Source organism: Porphyrobacter sp. TH134, assembly GCF_002855495.1.
Classification (GTDB): Bacteria; Pseudomonadota; Alphaproteobacteria; order Sphingomonadales; family Sphingomonadaceae; genus Erythrobacter.
Genome location: NZ_PKRO01000006.1, coordinates 78,878 through 97,158 on the forward strand (window position 1 = coordinate 78,878; position 18,281 = coordinate 97,158).

Annotated in this window: 17 protein-coding genes; 10 read left to right on the plus strand and 7 right to left on the minus strand. The window is 65.6% G+C overall.

Annotation, left to right across the window (positions count from 1 at the left end; genetic code table 11):
* Position 1: 1 nt before the first annotated feature.
* The 3 genes from C0V72_RS04625 to C0V72_RS04635 form a co-directional block, all read right to left on the minus strand.
* Entirely contained in the window at positions 2-1,432 is a 1,431-nt protein-coding gene (locus tag C0V72_RS04625; protein WP_101792051.1) for a circularly permuted type 2 ATP-grasp protein, read from the minus strand.
* A gap of 98 nt (positions 1,433-1,530) precedes the next feature.
* On the minus strand, positions 1,531-2,367 hold the full coding sequence (locus C0V72_RS04630; RefSeq protein WP_101792052.1) for an esterase/lipase family protein: 837 nt from the start codon (positions 2,365-2,367) through the stop codon (positions 1,531-1,533).
* A 72-nt stretch (positions 2,368-2,439) separates the two neighbouring features.
* Positions 2,440-2,970: a DUF3617 domain-containing protein gene (locus C0V72_RS04635; protein WP_172438904.1), complete on the minus strand. Its 531-nt coding sequence runs from the start codon at positions 2,968-2,970 to the stop codon at positions 2,440-2,442.
* 106 nt (positions 2,971-3,076) lie between these two features.
* Here C0V72_RS04635 and uvrB point away from each other — a divergent pair, with 106 nt between their 5' ends.
* The 5 genes from uvrB to C0V72_RS04660 all read left to right on the plus strand — a co-directional run bounded on the left by uvrB (position 3,077) and on the right by C0V72_RS04660 (position 7,969).
* Positions 3,077-5,272 (plus strand): excinuclease ABC subunit UvrB, encoded by a 2,196-nt coding sequence (gene uvrB / locus C0V72_RS04640; RefSeq protein WP_101792054.1) that lies wholly within the window; start codon positions 3,077-3,079, stop codon positions 5,270-5,272.
* 89 nt (positions 5,273-5,361) lie between these two features.
* Positions 5,362-5,616 (plus strand): type II toxin-antitoxin system HicA family toxin, encoded by a 255-nt coding sequence (locus tag C0V72_RS04645; protein ID WP_101792096.1) that lies wholly within the window; start codon positions 5,362-5,364, stop codon positions 5,614-5,616.
* The gene (locus C0V72_RS04650; protein WP_101792055.1) at positions 5,613-5,831 is read left to right on the plus strand and encodes a type II toxin-antitoxin system HicB family antitoxin; all 219 of its coding nucleotides are present in this window, start codon (positions 5,613-5,615) and stop codon (positions 5,829-5,831) included. The genes C0V72_RS04645 and C0V72_RS04650 overlap by 4 nt, the downstream gene beginning before the upstream one ends.
* Positions 5,832-5,879: 48 nt before the next feature.
* Entirely contained in the window at positions 5,880-7,394 is a 1,515-nt protein-coding gene (locus C0V72_RS04655) for a S10 family peptidase (protein WP_101792056.1), read from the plus strand.
* 14 nt (positions 7,395-7,408) lie between these two features.
* Positions 7,409-7,969, plus strand: coding sequence for a hypothetical protein (locus tag C0V72_RS04660; protein WP_143704525.1), 561 nt, complete (start codon positions 7,409-7,411; stop codon positions 7,967-7,969).
* Here C0V72_RS04660 and C0V72_RS04665 read toward each other — a convergent pair.
* On the minus strand, positions 7,902-10,004 hold the full coding sequence (locus C0V72_RS04665) for a protein-disulfide reductase DsbD family protein (protein WP_101792058.1): 2,103 nt from the start codon (positions 10,002-10,004) through the stop codon (positions 7,902-7,904). The genes C0V72_RS04660 and C0V72_RS04665 overlap by 68 nt on opposite strands.
* A gap of 50 nt (positions 10,005-10,054) precedes the next feature.
* Here C0V72_RS04665 and C0V72_RS04670 point away from each other — a divergent pair, with 50 nt between their 5' ends.
* Positions 10,055-11,281, plus strand: a complete 1,227-nt coding sequence (locus C0V72_RS04670) for a UbiH/UbiF/VisC/COQ6 family ubiquinone biosynthesis hydroxylase (RefSeq protein WP_101792059.1) — start codon at positions 10,055-10,057, stop codon at positions 11,279-11,281.
* A gap of 4 nt (positions 11,282-11,285) precedes the next feature.
* Here the strand turns inward: C0V72_RS04670 and C0V72_RS04675 are convergent, their stop codons facing one another.
* The 3 genes from C0V72_RS04675 to hemC all read right to left on the minus strand — a co-directional run bounded on the left by C0V72_RS04675 (position 11,286) and on the right by hemC (position 13,911).
* Entirely contained in the window at positions 11,286-12,134 is an 849-nt protein-coding gene (locus C0V72_RS04675; RefSeq protein ID WP_101792060.1) for a hypothetical protein, read from the minus strand.
* A 107-nt stretch (positions 12,135-12,241) separates the two neighbouring features.
* Positions 12,242-12,958 carry a uroporphyrinogen-III synthase gene (locus C0V72_RS04680; RefSeq protein WP_101792061.1) on the minus strand — a complete coding sequence of 239 codons (717 nt, stop codon included), beginning with the start codon at positions 12,956-12,958 and terminating at the stop codon, positions 12,242-12,244.
* Complete coding sequence (gene hemC / locus C0V72_RS04685) at positions 12,955-13,911, minus strand: hydroxymethylbilane synthase (RefSeq protein ID WP_101792062.1); 957 nt, start codon at positions 13,909-13,911, stop codon at positions 12,955-12,957. The genes C0V72_RS04680 and hemC overlap by 4 nt, the downstream gene beginning before the upstream one ends.
* Before the next feature lie 44 nt (positions 13,912-13,955).
* On the opposite strand from hemC, the gene tsaD reads away from it, so the two are divergent.
* The 4 genes from tsaD to C0V72_RS04705 all read left to right on the plus strand — a co-directional run bounded on the left by tsaD (position 13,956) and on the right by C0V72_RS04705 (position 18,245).
* Positions 13,956-15,053 (plus strand): tRNA (adenosine(37)-N6)-threonylcarbamoyltransferase complex transferase subunit TsaD, encoded by a 1,098-nt coding sequence (gene tsaD / locus C0V72_RS04690; protein ID WP_101792063.1) that lies wholly within the window; start codon positions 13,956-13,958, stop codon positions 15,051-15,053.
* A complete protein-coding gene (locus tag C0V72_RS04695) occupies positions 15,050-16,051 on the plus strand; it encodes an NAD(P)H-dependent glycerol-3-phosphate dehydrogenase (RefSeq protein ID WP_101792064.1) in 1,002 nt (333 codons plus the stop codon). Before tsaD ends, C0V72_RS04695 begins: the two co-directional genes overlap by 4 nt.
* Positions 15,988-17,565: a lipopolysaccharide biosynthesis protein gene (locus C0V72_RS04700; protein WP_442792553.1), complete on the plus strand. Its 1,578-nt coding sequence runs from the start codon at positions 15,988-15,990 to the stop codon at positions 17,563-17,565. The genes C0V72_RS04695 and C0V72_RS04700 overlap by 64 nt, the downstream gene beginning before the upstream one ends.
* A 107-nt stretch (positions 17,566-17,672) precedes the next feature.
* Positions 17,673-18,245, plus strand: coding sequence for a hypothetical protein (locus C0V72_RS04705; RefSeq protein ID WP_101792066.1), 573 nt, complete (start codon positions 17,673-17,675; stop codon positions 18,243-18,245).
* Positions 18,246-18,281 lie beyond the last annotated feature (36 nt).

The window sequence follows — 18,281 nt, forward strand, 5'->3', positions numbered from 1 at the left end:
ATCAATCCTTCAGCACCCAGGTATCTTTGGTGCCGCCCCCTTGCGAGGAATTGACCACCAGCGAACCCTGTTTCAGCGCCACTCGCGTCAGCCCGCCCGGCGTGATGTCGATGCCTTCGGGGCTGACCAGCACGAAGGGCCGCAGGTCAAGGTGCCGGGGGGCGAGGCCCTTGGCGGTGTAAATGGGGCAGGTCGACAGCGCGAGCGTGGGCTGGGCGATGTAATTATCGGGCTTGGCCACCAGCTTTTCGCGGAAGGCGGCAATCTCTCGCTTGGACGAGGTCGGCCCGATCAGCATCCCGTAACCGCCCGATCCATGCACTTCCTTGACCACCAGTTCGGCCAGATTGTCGAGCACGTAAGCCAGGCTATCCTTGTCGGCGCAGCGCCATGTTTGCACATTGGGCAGCAGCGGCTTTTCGCCGGTATAGAACTCGACGATTTCGGGCATGAAGCTGTAGATCGCCTTGTCATCAGCCACCCCGGTGCCCGGCGCGTTGGCGATGGTGATCCCGCCGGCGCGGTACACATCCATGATCCCCGGCACGCCGAGCGCGCTGTCGGGGTTGAAGGTCAGCGGATCAAGGTAATCGTCATCGACCCGGCGATAGAGCACATCGATCGGCTTGTAACCGCGCGTTGTGCGCATCTGCACCCGCCCCTCGGTCACCCGCAGATCGCTGCCTTCGACCAGTTCGGCGCCCATCTGGTCAGCGAGGAAGGCGTGCTCGAAATAGGCCGAATTGTAGATCCCGGGTGTCAGTACCGCGACCGTCGGCTTGCCGCCGGTAAAGGCGGGCGGAACGCAGGCGGCCAGAGAGCGCGCGAGGCGGCGCGGATAGTTCGACACGCTTTCGACCGCCACCCGGCTGAACAGATCGGGGAACATCCCCATCATCGTCTCGCGGTTTTCCAGCATGTAGGACACGCCCGACGGGGTGCGCGCGTTATCTTCCAGCACGAAGAAATCATCCGGCCCGGTGCGCACCAGATCAATCCCTACGATGTGGGTATAGATCCCGCCCGGCGGGGTGAAGCCGACCATATTGGCCAGCCATGCATCATTCCCGCGCAGCAGGCGTTCGGGCAGGCGGCCAGCGCGCACGATTTCCTGCCGGTGGTACAGATCGTAAAGGAAGGAATTGAGCGCCCGCACCCGCTGTTCGATCCCTTTCGACAGCTTGCGCCATTCGGCGGCGGTAATGATACGCGGCACCATGTCGAACGGGATCAGCCGTTCTTCGGCGGCATCCTCGCCATAGACGTTGAAGGTGATACCCGTGCGGCGGAAAGTGTCATCCGCCTCGCGGTTCTTGCGGCGCATCAGCTCGGGCGGCTGTTCATGAAACCAGCGACAATATTCGGCATAGGCAGGGCGTGTGCGGCCCTCGCCATCAAACATCTCGTCGAAACTTGCGCTCCGCCCCTGCATCGACCCCCACTACCGCTTATGTGCAGTGCAGCAATGTAACCGGCGTTTTGCAAAAGGAAAGCGCCTGCATCATTTTGCGCAAGATCGCAGCGAAAGGATCAGGCGCGGGTCGTCTCAAGCTCGCCGAGCACGGCAACGATGGCCTGCGGATCATAGGTAAAGCCCATGTGCGTGCAGCGCAGCCGAACCGACCGGTCACGCTCGCCTGCGCGCCCGGCGGCGCAACGCGGCGCAATCACGCCATCATTGGCGCTCCACAGCGCCACCGTTTCAACCGGCGGTTTGACCGCAAGCTCGGCAGCGACCGGCGGTGCATCGACCGAATGGCCGGTGATAAACTGGTACGCGCGCCAGACATTATTGGCGCGCGGAGAGCCGCTGAACGGCGAGCCCATCGAGATAACCTTGGCGACCGCGTGCGGCTGACGCTTGGCCAATTCGCGCGCGTAGAGACCACCGAGGCTCCAGCCGACCATGACCACCTTGCGGCCGTGCCGGGCATGCAGTTCCAGCAACCGCGCTTCGAGCGCTGCGAAGTTTTCCTCGTTCGGCCCCCAGTTGAAGCCTAGCCCCCAGCGCTTGGCTATATGGCCTGCTGCCTCAAGCTGGCGGGCGAGATAGCGCATTCGCATAGGGTGGGTGGCAAAGCCGGGCAGGATCATCACCACCTGCGGGTTGGCAGTGGCGGAAATATCGAGCTTGCGACGCGGACGACGCAGCGGCTCTAACAATACATCCGCTTCGCCCAGCATCCGCACCAGCCGGGGCTTGCCTGCCTCGAATTCTTCCGGGCAGGCTTCCCGCGCCAGCGCCACCCGGCGCACAAAGGCGCTTGCGGCAAAGGCCTGCTGCGCCTGCGCGCCGGCTGCCGTCGCAGCAGCGACCAGCGGGGCGGGCAGACGGGGCCGTTCAGGGACAAAACGCAGCGAAACCATGTACGCGATCAAGCCACGATCAGGATGAATGTTCCCTGAAGTGTAACAATTGTAATGGACCTGACACGCGCGCTATTTTGCCGGGCAGTCGCCAATGCGTTCATGCTTCGCGCTGAACGACATGGTGCCCTTGCCGGCGCCGTCGAATTCCATCGCCATCTTGGCTGTCAGATCGGCGCCGGTCGTGGTGGTGGTGCCCGCCATTTCCATCCGCGCAATGCGGCCATCGGCCTTGCAATTCATCACCGCATCAAGCTTGCCATCGGCCAGATCGAAGCGTTCGTAGGTGCATTCCCCATCCTGGCCTTGCTTGACCAGTTCCTCAAAGCCCTTGTCGACCTCGGCCTGGGTCATGCAGTCTTCGGTCGTGGTCGTCATTCCCGCGCCATGCCCCTTCATCTCAGGCGGCAGGCCGGGGATGTCGAGCCCGGTCATCGTCACGGTCGTCTTGTAAAGGCCTGCCTGCGGCTTGGGGATTTCGGCCTTGGCCTTGGCGGCGACTTCATTCGCGCTGATTTCGCCGTTGCCATCAGCATCGGTGTTGCCGCCTGAACAGGCAGCCAGCAGCACTATGCCGGTTGCCGCTGTGATAATCCGCTTCATTATGCTCTCCTGCTCGCGGGCCTGCCCCGTTGGCGCGGTCATAGCGCATAAAAGCCTGCCTGCGCAGCCCTTCACATTCGAGCGCTGCGGCTACATATGTTCAGGCATGGCCGAACTCGTAATCCGCAGGGGGTTGGACGAGCCCGAAACGGGCGCGGACTTCACTCCCCACCGTCCGCAACGCCCCGACAAGTCGATGGGCGGCATCCCGTTCAAGCTGGTGTCAGACTACGAGCCTGCGGGCGATCAGCCGACCGCGATCAAAGAGTTAACCGAAAGCGCGCTGGCGGGCGATAAGACGCAGGTGCTGCTGGGCGTGACCGGGAGCGGTAAGACCTTCACCATGGCCAAGGTGATCGAGACGCTGCAACGCCCCGCCCTGATCCTTGCCCCCAACAAAATCCTCGCCGCACAATTATACGGAGAATTCAAGAGTTTCTTCCCCGAAAACGCGGTCGAATATTTCGTCAGCTACTACGATTACTACCAGCCCGAAGCCTATGTTCCGCGCTCGGACACCTACATCGAGAAGGAGTCGAGCGTAAACGAGGCGATCGACCGGATGCGCCACTCGGCCACCCGTGCGCTGCTGGAACGCGACGACGTGATCATCGTCGCCTCGGTGTCGTGCCTTTACGGGATCGGATCGGTCGAGACCTATTCGGCGATGATCTTCGACATCAAGGTGGGTGAGACGGTCGACCAGCGCGAGTTGATCCGCAAGCTCGTCGCCCTGCAATACAAGCGCAACGACGCCGCCTTCACCCGCGGCAACTTCCGGGTGCGCGGGGACAGCCTTGAAATCTTCCCCTCGCACTATGAGGACATGGCCTGGCGGGTCAGCTTCTTCGGGGACGAGATCGAGGCGATCTCCGAATTCGATCCGCTGACCGGCACCAAGGGGGCGGCGCTGGAGAAGGTGCGGGTCTATGCCAATTCGCACTATGTGACGCCCGGCCCGACAATGAAACAGGCGGCCGCCGCCATCAAGTTCGAGCTGGAGGAACGGCTCAAGGAGCTGGAGGCGGAGGGCAAGCTGCTCGAACGCCAGCGGCTGGAACAGCGCACGCATTTCGACCTTGAGATGATCGCGGCCACTGGCTCATGCGCAGGGATCGAGAACTACAGCCGCTTTCTCACCGGCCGCCTGCCGGGCGAACCGCCGCCAACCTTGTTTGAATACCTCCCCGAAAACGCCCTGCTGTTCGTCGATGAAAGCCACCAGACCGTGCCGCAGATCGGCGCAATGGCGAAGGGGGACCACCGCCGCAAGCTGACGCTCGCCGAATATGGCTTCCGCCTGCCCAGTTGCATCGACAACCGCCCCTTGCGCTTCAACGAATGGGACGCGATGCGCCCGCAGACCTTTGCGGTTAGCGCGACACCCGGCCACTGGGAAATGGACCAGACCGGCGGCGTCTTTGCCGAGCAGGTGATCCGTCCCACCGGCCTGATCGACCCGCCGGTGGAAATCCGCCCGGTGGAAGATCAGGTGCAGGACTGCATCGTCGAATGCAAAGCCACCGCCGCCAAGGGTTACCGCACGCTGGTCACCACCCTGACCAAGCGGATGGCCGAGGACCTCACTGAATTTATGCACGAGGCGGGCGTGCGCGTGCGGTATATGCACTCGGACGTCGAAACGCTGGAGCGTATCGAACTGATCCGTGACCTCAGGCTTGGCGTCTATGACGTGCTGATCGGGATCAACCTGCTGCGCGAAGGCCTCGACATTCCCGAATGCGGGCTGGTGGCGATTCTGGACGCGGACAAGGAAGGGTTTCTGCGCAGCGAAACCTCGCTGATCCAGACCATCGGCCGCGCAGCGCGCAATGTCGATGGCCGGGTGATCCTCTACGCCGACCGCATCACCGGAAGCATGGAACGGGCGTTGGCTGAAACCGACCGGCGCCGCTCGAAGCAGGAGGCCTATAACGCCGAACACGGCATCACCCCAACCACGATCAAGCGCAACATCCACGACATCGTCGCGCACTCCGCCGCGCAGGACAGCGTGCTGGTGGAAACCGGCGATCCGGAGCGCAACAACCTGGTTGGTCACAACCTCAGAAGCTACATCGAAGACCTCGAAAAGCGGATGCGCGACGCGGCGGCGAACCTCGAATTCGAGGAAGCAGGCCGCCTGCGCGACGAAATCCGGCGGCTGGAAGCGGATGAGCTGGGCCTGCCCGACGACCAGAAGCGCGCACCGATTGTCGGGCGCAGCAACGAGGGCAAGCCGGGGACGAGGAAGACGCGGTATGGGAAGATGCGGGCGAAGCGGATGGGCGGGAAGCCTTAGAGGGGCTGGTTCACTCTGGTTTTAGGGAAGGCAAATTGACGGGAGTCTTTGGCTAACCGATTATGCCTCACGAAACCTTAGAGGCAGTCATGACCCGACCCGACAAGCTATTCCGATCCCTGCTCGACAATCCGAGCCAGATCATTGCTTACCGTGATTTTGTCCGGTTGATCGAGTCCCATGGATGGCAGCACATCCGCACAAAGGGCAGCCATCGCTCCTACGCGCATGACGAGTGCCCAGAACTGCTGGTAATCCAGCCGCGCGGCTCAGACGCGAAGCCATATCAGGTGAAGCTATTTCTTGCCTATGTCGAGGAGTACGGACTACAATCGGGCCGATGACGCAGCCCCACTATCATATCAACGTGTTCTGGTCGCAGGAAGACGATTGCTGGATTGCCGACGTTCCTGACTTGCGCGGTTGCTCGGCGCATGGCGATACGCCTACCGAAGCGACGACCGAGGCAGAAGTTGCGATTTCGCTTTGGATCGAAACCGCTCTGGAACGCGGCCTGCCGGTTCCCGAACCACGTTATCGTCCGGCGATCTACGCCTGAGCCCCGCAGGGCTTGAACCCTGCCCGCAACCCTGCCAACCCTCACGCCATGACCACACGATTCCTTGGCCTGCTCGCCGCAGCCAGCACGCTCGCCCTTACTGCTCCCACCATCGCGCAGGACGCGCCCAAGGCTGAGGCCACTGCCAAGCCGGCGCCTGCAGCCCCCGCGCCGCAAGTCCGCACCCGCGACCTCAGCGGCACCTTTGGCGGCCGTGCGATCAGCTACCGCGCGACCATTGCCGACACGATCCTTGAAAGCGACGAGGGCAAGGCCGAGGCGGTGATCGTCACCACCTCTTATGTGAAGACCCCGGCGGACCCGACCCGCCCGGTGTTCTTCATCTATAATGGCGGGCCGGGTTCAGGCTCGGTGTGGTTGCAGATGGGTGCCTTCGGGCCGAAGCGCGTGGCGATCCCTTCCGACGCGCGGGACGATGGCGCACCGCCCTATCCGCTGCTCGACAACCCCGACAGCCTGCTCGATGTCGCCGATCTCGTCTTCATCGACCCGCCGGGCACAGGCTTCAGCTATCTGACGCAGGGCACCGATCCCAAGAAATATTACGGCCTCAAGCAGGATGGCCGCGCCATCGCCAAAGTGATCCGGCGCTGGATCAACGATAACGGCCGCTGGAACAGCCCCAAATACCTCGGCGGCGAAAGCTATGGCACCACCCGCACGGCAATGGTGGCGGACGAGCTGGAGGGCAGCACCTATAACGACGTTGGCCTCAACGGTCTGATTCTCGTCTCCACCATCCTCGATTTCGGGGTGGAGGATACGACGCCCGGCAACGAAATGGCCTATGTCATGATGCTGCCCAACATGGCGACAGCGGCCTATTTCCACGGCAAGGTGCAAGGCGCATCGGTCGAAGCCGTGGCTGAAGAGGCGCGCCGCTTTGCGATCGGACCGTTTGCAACCGCATTGCTGAAGGGGCAGGATCTGCCCGCCGAGGAACGTGCCGCCGTACGCAAGGAACTCTCGCGCCTGACCGGCCTGTCGGAAACCTATCTCGATCAAGCCGACCTGCGCGTGACCGACCAGCGGTTCTACAAGGAGCTGCTGCGCGACCGCGGGCTCACGGTCGGCCGGCTCGATTCCCGCTACACCGGGCGCGATTATGACAATGCCGGCGAAACGCCCGACAACGACCCCAGCTTCTACGGCATCGACGCCGGCTACACCGCCGCAATCAACAGCTGGGCGCGCGAGACGCTGGGTTACAAGACGGACCGCGAATACCAGTCGATCGGGCGCGAACCTGGGCGAAACTGGGACTGGAGCCTCGAAGGGCCCGGGCGCGGATCATACCTCAATGTCGCGCCGCTGATCGGCAAGGCGCTGCGGCAGAATTCGCAGCTGCGCGTGTTCAACGCGCAAGGCTGGTATGATTTTGCCACGCCCTTTTTCGGGGCAGAATATTCACTGAAGCGCACCGGCATTCCGCAGGATCGCCTGACCTTTGAATATTACGATGCGGGTCACATGATGTATATCCGCGACGAAGACCGCGCCAAGCTTTCGGCTGACATCCGCGCCTTTATCCGCGCGCGATGATCCCACGACCGGCCTTGTCCGCAGTCCTGATGCTGGCGGCAACGCTGGCCGGGTGCAAACCGCCGCCCAGCGATGCGGCGGTGGCGCGGGTGTCGCTGCTGGCCCCCACCAGCGGGCCGTCCGAGCCTTTGCCTTCGCCCGATACCACCGGCGCTGTCTGGGCCGGCGCGGGCACGCCGCTGCGGCTCGTCTACGGCGTGCCGGGCAAGCCCGTAATGATTGCGCTGGAATGCCTTGCGCCGGGCAAGCCCGAAGCGCGCATCAAGATCACCCGGCACGCCCCCGCAGACGAGGGCGCATCGGCCCTGCTGGCGCTGATCGGCAATGGCTGGATTGGGCGCTTTCCGGTCGATGCGGTGCAGATCGGCCCGCAGCGGCTGTGGCAGGGCGAGGTCCCGGCCACGATGCCGCAATGGGAGGCGTTGAAACCCGCGCGCGAGGCGACCGTGACGGTGCCCGGTGCAGGGCTGGTGCGGCTCAACCCCAGCCCCTTGCCGATGGCGCTGGTCAGCGCGTGCCGGGGCTCGGGGCAGGAGACGGCCGGCGCGCCTGTTGCTCCAGCAGATCAGGCGTAAGCACCTGCGGCAGTTGCTGGGGCGCTGACGCACCCGGCGCATACCACAGGTACAGCGGCACGCCCGCTGCGCCCTGCTCTGTCAGGAAAGCCGTGATGGCAGGATCGCGTACGGTCCAGTCGCCCACCATCGTCACCACGCCCGCGGCGCGGAATGCTTCGGCCACGCTCTCGCGCTCGATCGCTGCGGCTTCGTTGACCTTGCAGGTGACACACCAGTCGGCGGTGAACCACAAGAACACCGGCTTGCCCGACGCGCGCGCCTTGGCGAGGGCATCGGCGCTGAAGCTTTGCGGATTGTGGATGCTGGCCTTGGCCTCGCTGCCCTTGGCCTCATAGACGGATGGCAGCGCAATCGCCGCAAAGGCCACGAACGGCGCAGCAATCAGCCCGAAGGCAGGCCAGGCCATCTTGCCGCCGCGTTGCAGCTTGCCCACCACGAACAGCGCCAGCACCACGCCTGCCACCAGCAACAGCGCGATCAGGCCGGAGGGCCGACCGCCCAGCTGCACCACCAGCCACAACAGCGCCAGCGCGGTCAGTGCCATCGGGAGCGCCATGATCCGGCGGAACCGCTCCATCCACGCGCCGGGCTTGGGCAGCATCCGGCGCAGCGGCGGCACGAAGCCGAGCAGCAGGAATGGCAGCGCCAGCCCCAGCCCCAGCACAGCAAACAGCAGCAGCGCCTGCGCCGTCGGCAGCAGCAGCGCCGCGCCCAGCGCTGCCGCCATGAACGGCCCGGTGCAGGGCGTGGCGACGAAAGCGGCGAGCAATCCGGTGGCAAAAGCACCCGTGCGCTCGCCCCCCATGCTGACCGAGACGGCGGGCAGTTCGAACAATCCGGCGAAATTCGCGGTGATCGCGGCGGCCAGTACCAACAGAGCAACCACTACGCCCGGCTCCTGCAACTGGAACGCCCAGCCCACCTGCTCGCCCGCCGCACGCAAGGCCAGCAGCAGCGCGCCCAAGGCGATGCAGGCGAGCACCACGCCCGCGGTGTACGCGAGCCCTTCAGCCCGCGCGCGCGCTTCGCTTTCGCCTGCGCGGGCGAGCGCCAACGCTTTCAGGCTGAGGATCGGGAAGACGCAAGGCATGATGTTGAGTAGCAAGCCGCCCGCCAGCGCGCCGAGGATCAGTGTCCACAGCGGCGGAATTGGCGCAGACTTCGGCCCGGCGATCACCTCGCCGCCGGTTGGCACGTCGCCGGGGATCGCGCCGAACGCCACCCCTGCCGCCTCGCCGAACGCCAGCAAACCACCCACCGCGCTCGGGCTGTCGGCGCGGTATTCGGCTAGCGGGATGGTGACGGTCAGCACATCGCCCACCCGCCGGAATTCCTGCGGCGCGGCGTAATCGACGAGGTTTTCGTTGCTGATGAAGACATGCGGATCGGGCAGATCGACGCCGGCGGGAAGCGGGATCGCCAGCCGCAGCACCTTGCGCCCCACATCAAACCGCGACGGCGCTGTCAGCTGGGGCGCGACCTCGGCCCGCCAGCGCGCAAAATCGCCGCCGGTGCGCGCGGTGAGCAGCTTGTCCTGCGGCACGCAGATCTGATCGGTGCAGGCGAGATATTCGACATGGCCGGTGACGCGCGGCGTTGTTGTCACATCTGCCCCGGCAGGCACCGTCACCGGCACCAGCACCGTATAAGTGCCCTCATAAACGTGGTTCATCAGCCCGCTGATCGTCAGCCGCTTGGGCACAGGATAGATCGGCGCGCCCATCTGCCAGCGTTCCGGCAGATCAAGGAACAGGCGCATCCCCTGCCCCGCATCGCCCGGGTTTGACCAGTACCCATGCCATTCGCCAGACTTGGGCGTGAACCGCAGCGCAAGCATCCATTCCCCGCCCGCTTGCGGCGCCCCATCGGCGAACAGTTCCACCGCGATATTGCCGTCGCCGTACCGCGCTTCTGTCGGTACGGCGACCTCTTGCGCCTGCACCGCACCTGCCAGCATTAGGCTTGCGACAAGCGCAAGCCACCATGCAAGCAATTGACGGACTGGAAGCGGGAAGTTTCTTGCGCGGGACACGGATAGCCCTCTAGGCTTATGGCCTACACTTCGCAATCGGAGCCGACACGGTGACACAGCCTGCCAACGACACCCGCGACCTTGTAATCCTTGGCGGAGGGCTGGTGGGGATGACGCTGGCGCTGGCCGCGGCAAAACGCGGCATGTCGTCGCACGTGATCGACCGCGCCGACCCGGCCGAACTGACCGCCGAAGGATTCGATGACCGCGCCACCGCGATCTCGACCGCAAGCTGGCACTTGTTTGAAAATATCGGGATTGCCGCAGGGCTCGAACAATTCGCCTGCGATATCGCCAGCATTGCGGTCACCGATCAGAACAAGCCCGGCCGCCTCGATTTCCAGCCCGGCGCAGGCGGCGGCACCCTGGGCCGGATGTTCCCCAACCGCCGCCTGCGTCTGGCGCTATTCGAAGCGGCAGCGCAGGAACCGCTCATCAATTGGATCGCCAAGGCCCATGTGACCGGGCGCCAGCGCAGCGAATATGGCGTGGCTGCAACGCTGGCAGACGGCCAGAAGCTGAAAGGCCGGTTGATGGTCGCCGCTGAAGGCCGCCAATCGCCGACGCGCGATCAGGCCGGCATTCCGATCGCCAAGTGGGATTACAAGCACCGCGCGATCATCGCCGGGCTGACCCACGAAAAGCCGCACGGCAATGTCGCCTGGGAAATCTTCTATCCCGCCGGACCATTCGCCTTGCTGCCGCTGAACGATGATGCCGATGGCACGCACCGTTCCTCGCTGGTGTGGACGGTGTCCGAAGCGGACGGCGCGGGCGTGATGAAGCTGGGCGACCGGGCGTTTCTGGCCGAGATCGAAAAGCGCATGGGCGGTGTCCTGGGCCAGGTGAAGACTGTCGGTCACCGGTCAAGCTGGCCGCTGGGCTTCCATCACACCGCCAAGATCACCGCCGAACGTCTGGTGCTGGTGGGCGATAGCGCGCACGGCATTCACCCGATTGCCGGCCAAGGCCTTAATCTTGGCCTGCGCGACGTGGGCGCGCTGGTCGAAGTGCTGAGCGATGGCGCGCGGCTGGGACTTGATCCGGGCGATGCGGAATTGCTCAAGCGGTACGAGACGTGGCGCGGGCTGGACAGTTTCATGGTGGCGCTGGCAACCGACGGTCTGACCCGGTTGTTTGGCGTTCCCGGCAAAACGGCGAGCGCGGTGCGGCGGCTGGGCATGGCAGCCGTGCAGCGCACCCCGATGCTGAAGGATTTCTTCATGGACGAGGCGCGCGGCGTGTCGGGGGATTTGCCCGCGATTCTCAGAGCCTGAATGCTCAGGGCCTAACCAGCGGGCTGACCTGTCGGACGGGATTGCCCGCGCCGTCGCGCAGTCCGCGTTGATCGAGCACAGCGGCGGTTTCGATCACTTCAAGGGCTTCCATCGCCTTTTTGTAACGCTCGGCGTCGGCGATCCAGCTTTCGGCCTTGGCCGCGCCGGGCATGCCGCGCACTTCATCAATGGCTGCCTGAAAGCGCCCCTGTTCGAGCGCCCAGCGCGCACGCTCCATCCGCCGCTGCGGTTGGGGCGAAGGCGTGGTCTGGCGGCGCACGACGAACAATTGGCTGAGCTCGCGCTGGAACGCGGCGAAGGACGGTCCCTCGCTGGTTTCGCGCAGGTCAGGCCCCAAGCCCTCCAGCCGCGCTGCGAGACTATCAAGCCGGATCGGATTGCGCGAAAACTCGATGATGCTCGCCACCGCATTGGGCCACTGGTCGCCAAAGCGCAGCCGCAACTGGTCCGCCAGATAGCCCAGCTGCGCTCCGCGCTCGACCGCGCGGCGGGTGGCAAAGGCGATCAACAGGCTTTCCGCCCGGGCCGCATTGCCAGCTGCGGCCTGCGCCTGCAAATCCAGCTGGGTGAGGCGCTGTTCGGCAGCCGCCAGCCGCTGATCCAGCCCGCCTTGTTGTTCAGCCACGCGCTCCACCGCTTGCTCGGTCGCGGCCAGCGGTGTCGGCTCAGCGGTCAATGTCTGCACCGAAGCTGATGCGGCTGGCGCGTCCGATTGCTCCACTGCCGCGGGGCGCGGCGCACCGGCCCGGCCAGGTTGGAGATTGTACCACACCACCCATCCGACCAGCGCTCCGCCAGCAGCAAAGGCCAGCAGGGCAGCAAGGATAAGCATGCGCGACGACGTGCGCTTCACGCTGGTGACATATGGGGATGGTCCCGGTTGCGATGCCATCAAAATCCGTTCTTGCGACCCATGTTTCTGTCTCGCCGGCGCTGTATTCACAGCTGCCGGGGCGGGGATGGCGGAATGGAGCGCGGCTGAGCGCACAAGTCAAATGCCAATTGCAGCAAGGCCGCCTCATCAGGCTGGCTGGCGGTGTGGACGGCGGCCCAGCCCTCACCCGCTGCCTCTGCGATGCGCGGGCCGAGCGCGGCCAGCGAAATACTGCCCCGCGCGACACCTAACCGGTCGCATTCTTGCACAAAATGCCGCGCGCTTGCCGCCGAATGGAGCAGCACCAGCGCCTCGCCCGAGGCCAGCAACCCCGCTTGGCCATCCAGCGGCAGCATGACGCTGCGATAGGCGATGACTTCATCAAAGGTAACGCCGGGCGGCGGCGTCAGCGGCACGTGTTCCTCGCCTGCGATGCGCAGCAGATGGCAGGGGGCAACAAGGGCATCAAGCACACCCTGCAACCCGCCGCTCCCCGTCAGCGCCACCGTAAACCCGGCCGCGCGGGCGGCGGCGGCGGTGGCCTCGCCCACGGCATAGACCGGCTTGGCCGTCAGCCGGGCAAGGTTCGGCCCGCCGTGCAGGATCGCATTGGCGCTGCCGATCAGCAGCCCGTCAATGCCTGCCGGATCGGGGCAATCCCAGGCAATGGCGCGGATTTCGGACAGGGCGTGGCCCGTGATCGCCAGACCCAGCGCGCGGGCCTTGTCCAGAGTCGCGGCCAGCCCCGGCTGCGGGCGCAGCGCGAGCAGGTGGAAGCTCATCCGTCCCTGGCGGGGTCCGCGGCGCGGAAATGCGCGGCGATCCCCGGCGTTGCCCGGGCGAGGAGATCGGCGGCGAGGGTAATGACCGGCGCATGATTGCCCGGCGCAAACCGGACGCTGCCCTCGATCCGCTCGGCCCCGTCGGGACTGAACAGCGCCGCGCGCATCTCCAGCCCTCTCCCTTCGGGCGCGCACAGCACCGCAATCGGCGAATGGCAGGTGCCGCCCAATTCGGCGAGCAGCGCGCGTTCGGCTTCCAGTTCCGCCCGCGTCGGCGCGTGATCGATCGCGGTGAGCAGCGCGGTTGTTTCGGCATCATCGGCGCGGCATTCGATCGCGATCACGCCCTGAGCCGCGGCCGGGATCCATTCGTCCTGTTCCAGCGGCGCGCCAACTGCACTTTGCCCCAGCCGTTCGAGGCCAGCGGCGGCAAGGAAGGTCACATCAGCCTCCCCCGCCTGCAATTTGGCAAGGCGCGTTGCCACATTGCCGCGAAAGGTCACGACCTTGCAATCGGGCCGCAGGTTGAGCAATTGCGCCGCCCGGCGCGGCGCGCTGGTGCCGACCACGGCGCCTTCGGGGATGGCCGCGATGCTCGCTGCGCCCACCAGACAATCGCGCCGGTCAGCGCGCGGCAGGAAGGCGGGGAAGTGGAATTCCGCAGGCCGGATCGTCTCGACATCCTTGGCCGAATGCACCGACAGGTCGATCCGCCCCTCGCCCAGCCACTGGTCCAGTTCCTTGGTCCACAGCGCCTTGCCGCCGATTTCGGACAAGGGCCGGTCAAGCACCTTGTCACCGCTGGCGAGCACAGGGACGAGTTCGATCGCGTCCTCAGTCCAGCCGTGGGCCGCGCACAGGCGGGCGCGAGTTTCGACCGCCTGCGCCATGGCCAGCGGGGAATTGCGGGTGCCAAGCCGCAGCCGAGGCACAGTTCGTTGGGGTTCAGTCATAGCTGTGCTTGCTCTAGCCCGCGCAAAGGCTAGATGGAAGCCAGATGGGATCAGTCACGCACACCTCTGACGCCGTAGAGCTTGGGGCGGTCGTGCTCGGTATCGAATCGAGCTGCGATGAAACTGCCGTTGCGCTGGTGCGCGGCGACGGGACGATCATCGCGCAGGCGATTGCCAGTCAGGAGGCAGAGCACGCCCCCTATGGCGGCGTCGTCCCCGAAATCGCCGCCCGCGCCCATGCCGAACGCCTCGCGCCGATGATCGCGCGGGTGATGGGCGAGGCCGGCCTTGGCCTTGATGATGTCGATGCGATCGCCGCCACCGCCGGGCCGGGGCTGATCGGCGGAGTAATGGTCGGTCTGGTCAGCGCCAAGGCGCTGGCGATGGCAAGCGGCAAACCGCTGCTGGCGGTCAATCATCTGGAAGGCCATGCATTGTCCCCTAGGCTGGCTGACCGCACGCTCGGCTTTCCCTATCTGCTGCTGCTGGTGTCGGGGGGGCATTGCCAGATTCTCGCCGTGGAGGGCGTGGGACAATATCGGCGGCTGGCGACCACGATCGACGATGCGCTGGGCGAGGCGTTTGACAAGACCGCGAAAATTCTCGGTCTCGGCTATCCCGGTGGCCCCGCCGTGGAGCGGCTGGCCTTGCAGGGGGATCCCAAAGCGGTGCCCCTGCCCCGGCCATTGAAGGGCTCGCCCGAACCGCATTTCTCCTTTGCCGGGCTGAAAAGCGCGGTGCTGCGCGCCGCCGAGAGCGGCGCCCATTCGCCCGCCGATATCGCCGCTAGTTTCCAGCAGGCGGCGGTCGATTGCCTGATTGATCGGCTCGACCAGGCGCGGGAACGCGCTGGGCCGTTTCCGGCGCTGGTCGTGGCGGGCGGGGTTGCCGCGAACCAGACCGTGCGCGGCGCGCTCGAAGCCTTTGCCGCGAAGCACACCATGCGCTTCACCGCCCCGCCGCTGGCGCTATGCACCGATAATGCCGCGATGATCGCCTGGGCCGGGTGCGAGCGGCTGGCGGCGGATGGGTGGCAGGCAGGCACGGACTTTGCGGGCGACCCGCTCGATTTTCTGGCCCGGCCGCGCTGGCCGCTCGATCCGGCGGCCGAAACCGTGCGCGGCGCGGGGGTCAAGGCATGAGCGGCGGCGAGACCATCGGCGTCATTGGCGCCGGCGCATGGGGCACCGCGCTCGCGCAGATGCTGAGCTCGGACGGGCGCGGCGTCGTGCTGTGGGCGTTCGAGCCCGAGGTGGTGGCCGCAATCAACACCGATCACCGCAATCCGCTTTACCTGCCGTCGGCCGACCTTGCCCCGGCGATCCGCGCCACGGGCGATCTGGCAGACCTCGCCGCGCTGGACACCGTGCTGGTGGTCACCCCGGCGCAGGTTTTGGGCCGGGTGCTGGCAGGCCTCGCCGCCGCGCCCCGTAATCTGGTGTTGTGTTCCAAGGGCATTGAAGCTGGCTCGGGCCGCCTGATGAACGATGTTGCACGCGAAGCCTCGCCTGGCAGCGCCATCGCGGTGCTGTCGGGCCCGACTTTCGCCCATGAAGTCGCCAGCGGCCTGCCCACGGCTGTGACGCTGGCCTGCGGCGGCGGCAATGCGCAGTGGGAGCGGCTCGCCCCCGCCCTCGCCCGCCCGGCCTTCCGGCCCTATTACTCCGACGACGTCACCGGCGCGGAGATTGGCGGCGCGGTCAAGAATGTGCTCGCCATTGCCTGCGGCGTGGTGGACGGCCTTGCACTGGGCCAGAATGCGCGCGCGGCGCTGATTGCGCGCGGCTATGCCGAGATGCTGCGCTTTGGCGAAGCGCTGGGCGCGCGGGCCGAGACACTGGCGGGCCTGTGCGGTCTCGGCGATCTGGTGCTGACCTGTTCCAGCACCGCCAGCCGCAATTTTGCGCTCGGCAAAGCGCTTGGCGAAGGCGCGGCCGCTGCCGATCTGCTGGCTGACCGGCGCACGGTGGCCGAAGGAGCGTTCACCGCCCCTGTCCTCGCCGACCTTGCCGCCGCCCGCGGCGTGGCCATGCCGATCGTCACGGCAGTTGACGCGATCCTGAAGGGTGAGAGCGCATGCGCCGTCGTGGCCGAATTGCTCGCCCGCCCGCTGAAAGCCGAACGGGAAGCCGCCGCGTGACCGCAGCGACCAACGATAGCGACGATCTCGCCGCACTGGCGAAAGGCGGGCGCACCAATACTCTAGGCTTTGCGATCCGGCTGATTGCGCGCATCCCCTTCCTCGTCATCGCCACCCGCCTTTACGGGGCCGAGGCGCTGGGTCGCTTTGCCTCGGCGATGGTGCTGATCGAGATTGTCGCGTTGATCTGCTCGCTCGGGGAAAAGCGCGGGCTGGCGCAGCGCTTGTCTGATGGTGCGGGCGAGAACCGGGCCGCTGAAGCTCGGCTGGTGTTCGACGGACTGTTGCTGGCGCTCGGCTATTCCACTGTCGCGGCGCTGGTGTTGCTGACCTTTCCTGAACCGATGTTCCCCAATGGCGTGAACAGCCAGTGGGACATTTGGCTGATCGCGGCCATTCCGGCTTTTGCGATCACGGAAATCCTGCTGGCCGCGCAGGCCTATCGCTATGACATCGCCACCACTGTGCGCACCCGTGCGATTGTCGAGCCGTGGACGATTTCCATCGCGGCAGGCGTGTACTTTTTCATCCCTGCCACCCGCGATGGCGGGCTGGCACTGGCTTACATCACCTCGATCTATGCCGGTCTATTGTTCACGCTATGGCCGTTTCTGCGCAGTTACGGGTTGCCTCAGGGCTGGCAACCGGCACCGCGCGCGCTGATCGCCATGTCGAGCCGGGCCTTCCCGCTGGTTGGTGCCGATGCCATCGAGCGGGGCACGCGGCTGCTCGATATCTTCATCCTCGGCCTGCTGGCGCCGCCGCAGGTGGTGGGGATCTATTACGCTGCCCAGCAAATCGCCAGCCTGCCGCAAAAGCTGAAAACCAGTTTCGAGCCGATCCTCTCCCCCGTCATCACCAAGAACCTGCGCATCGGCAACATGGGCGCCATCGCCGCGCAGGTGCGGCAGGTGGGGTTCTGGATCATTGCCGTGCAGCTGGGAATCGCGCTGGTGCTGGGCGTGCCCAGTGAAGCCGTGATGGGATTGTGGGGGCCAGACTATGTCGCAGGCTCAGCCGCGCTCGCCTTTCTGCTGGCTGCCGAAGTCGCCGCATCCATGGCGGTCGTGTCCGAAAGCGTGCTGGTTTACATCGCCAGAAAGCGCAACCTGGCGATTTCGGTCGGGGTGATCGCGTTGCAGGCGGTGCTCACCATCGTTCTGATCGAAGCGGCGGAACGCTATGAACTGGGAACCGGATTTCAGGCCGCAGGCGCCGCCGGTGCGCTGCTGATTGCGCTGACCATGTCCAGCCTCATCAAGGCGCTGCTTCTGAAGCACCTGCTCCATGCGCCGGTGAGCAATTGGCGCTGGGCGCTGGTCTATGCCGCCGCGCCGGCTGTTGTGGTGGGCTATGCCTTTACCTGGGTGCCGGAATGGATGGAGCTGGTCTTCGGCATTCCTGCGGTGCTCGCCACCTATGGGCTGGTGATCTGGCGACGCGGGTTTGGCGAGGGCGACAAGGCGCTGTTCCGCAAGCAGGTCGTGCCCGATCCGGCGACCGACTTGCCCTGAACTGACTCTGCGCTTGACGGGCGGACCGTGCCCGGGCTTGGGCGATGGGGCCATCGGCTGCTAAAGCGCAGCATCATTTGCGATTCTTGTCGGAGACGATCCCACTCATGTCCCCCGAATTGACCACCTATTTGCCGCTGATCCTGATCGGGCTGGTTGCGCTGGTACTGGCCGTTTGGCTGATCGCGCGGTTCAGCCGCAAGGCCCGCGTCATCGCGGACGACAGCGGCACGCCGCTCGCACGTGATGTGCTGGCCGAGGGCGCTGCGCCAGCGCCGCGCAATCAGGCGCTGATCGATGCGCCTCCTGCGGCGGTAACGGCGCCAGAGCCTTCCCCCGTGCCTATCCCCGAACCGGTTCCCACTGCACCAGTGGCCCCCGTCTCTGATCCTGTGCCGGCCTCTGTCCCCGCCCCTGCTGCGAGCGTCAGTGCGGGTGCGACTGACGATCTGACCCGAATCAAGGGCCTCGGCCCGAAACTCGCCGCACTTCTCGGCCAGCTGGGTGTCACCTCTTTTGCCCAGATTGCGGCATGGGATACCGCCGATATTGCGCGGATCGATGCGCAGCTCGGCCGCTTTTCCGGTCGCATCACCCGCGATCAGTGGGTTGCGCAGGCCAAGCTGCTGGCTGCCGGCGACGAAACGGGCTTTGCAGCAGCATTCGGCAGGAATGGATGATATTACCGGAAGCCTGACGTCCAAACCGTGTTACAG

What these genes read in the sequence shown, in the direction of transcription:
- C0V72_RS04625 (WP_101792051.1), bottom strand. Translation starts at nt 1,432, where the DNA reads ATGCAGGGGCGGAGCGCAAGTTTCGACGAGATGTTTGATGGCGAGGGC.
- C0V72_RS04630 (WP_101792052.1), bottom strand. Translation starts at nt 2,367, where the DNA reads ATGGTTTCGCTGCGTTTTGTCCCTGAACGGCCCCGTCTGCCCGCCCCG.
- C0V72_RS04635 (WP_172438904.1), bottom strand. Translation starts at nt 2,970, where the DNA reads ATGAAGCGGATTATCACAGCGGCAACCGGCATAGTGCTGCTGGCTGCC.
- uvrB (WP_101792054.1), top strand. Translation starts at nt 3,077, where the DNA reads ATGGCCGAACTCGTAATCCGCAGGGGGTTGGACGAGCCCGAAACGGGC.
- C0V72_RS04645 (WP_101792096.1), top strand. Translation starts at nt 5,362, where the DNA reads ATGACCCGACCCGACAAGCTATTCCGATCCCTGCTCGACAATCCGAGC.
- C0V72_RS04650 (WP_101792055.1), top strand. Translation starts at nt 5,613, where the DNA reads ATGACGCAGCCCCACTATCATATCAACGTGTTCTGGTCGCAGGAAGAC.
- C0V72_RS04655 (WP_101792056.1), top strand. Translation starts at nt 5,880, where the DNA reads ATGACCACACGATTCCTTGGCCTGCTCGCCGCAGCCAGCACGCTCGCC.
- C0V72_RS04675 (WP_101792060.1), bottom strand. Translation starts at nt 12,134, where the DNA reads ATGCTTATCCTTGCTGCCCTGCTGGCCTTTGCTGCTGGCGGAGCGCTG.
- C0V72_RS04680 (WP_101792061.1), bottom strand. Translation starts at nt 12,958, where the DNA reads ATGAGCTTCCACCTGCTCGCGCTGCGCCCGCAGCCGGGGCTGGCCGCG.
- hemC (WP_101792062.1), bottom strand. Translation starts at nt 13,911, where the DNA reads ATGACTGAACCCCAACGAACTGTGCCTCGGCTGCGGCTTGGCACCCGC.
- tsaD (WP_101792063.1), top strand. Translation starts at nt 13,956, where the DNA reads ATGGGATCAGTCACGCACACCTCTGACGCCGTAGAGCTTGGGGCGGTC.
- C0V72_RS04695 (WP_101792064.1), top strand. Translation starts at nt 15,050, where the DNA reads ATGAGCGGCGGCGAGACCATCGGCGTCATTGGCGCCGGCGCATGGGGC.
- C0V72_RS04700 (WP_442792553.1), top strand. Translation starts at nt 15,988, where the DNA reads ATGCGCCGTCGTGGCCGAATTGCTCGCCCGCCCGCTGAAAGCCGAACG.
- C0V72_RS04705 (WP_101792066.1), top strand. Translation starts at nt 17,673, where the DNA reads ATGTCCCCCGAATTGACCACCTATTTGCCGCTGATCCTGATCGGGCTG.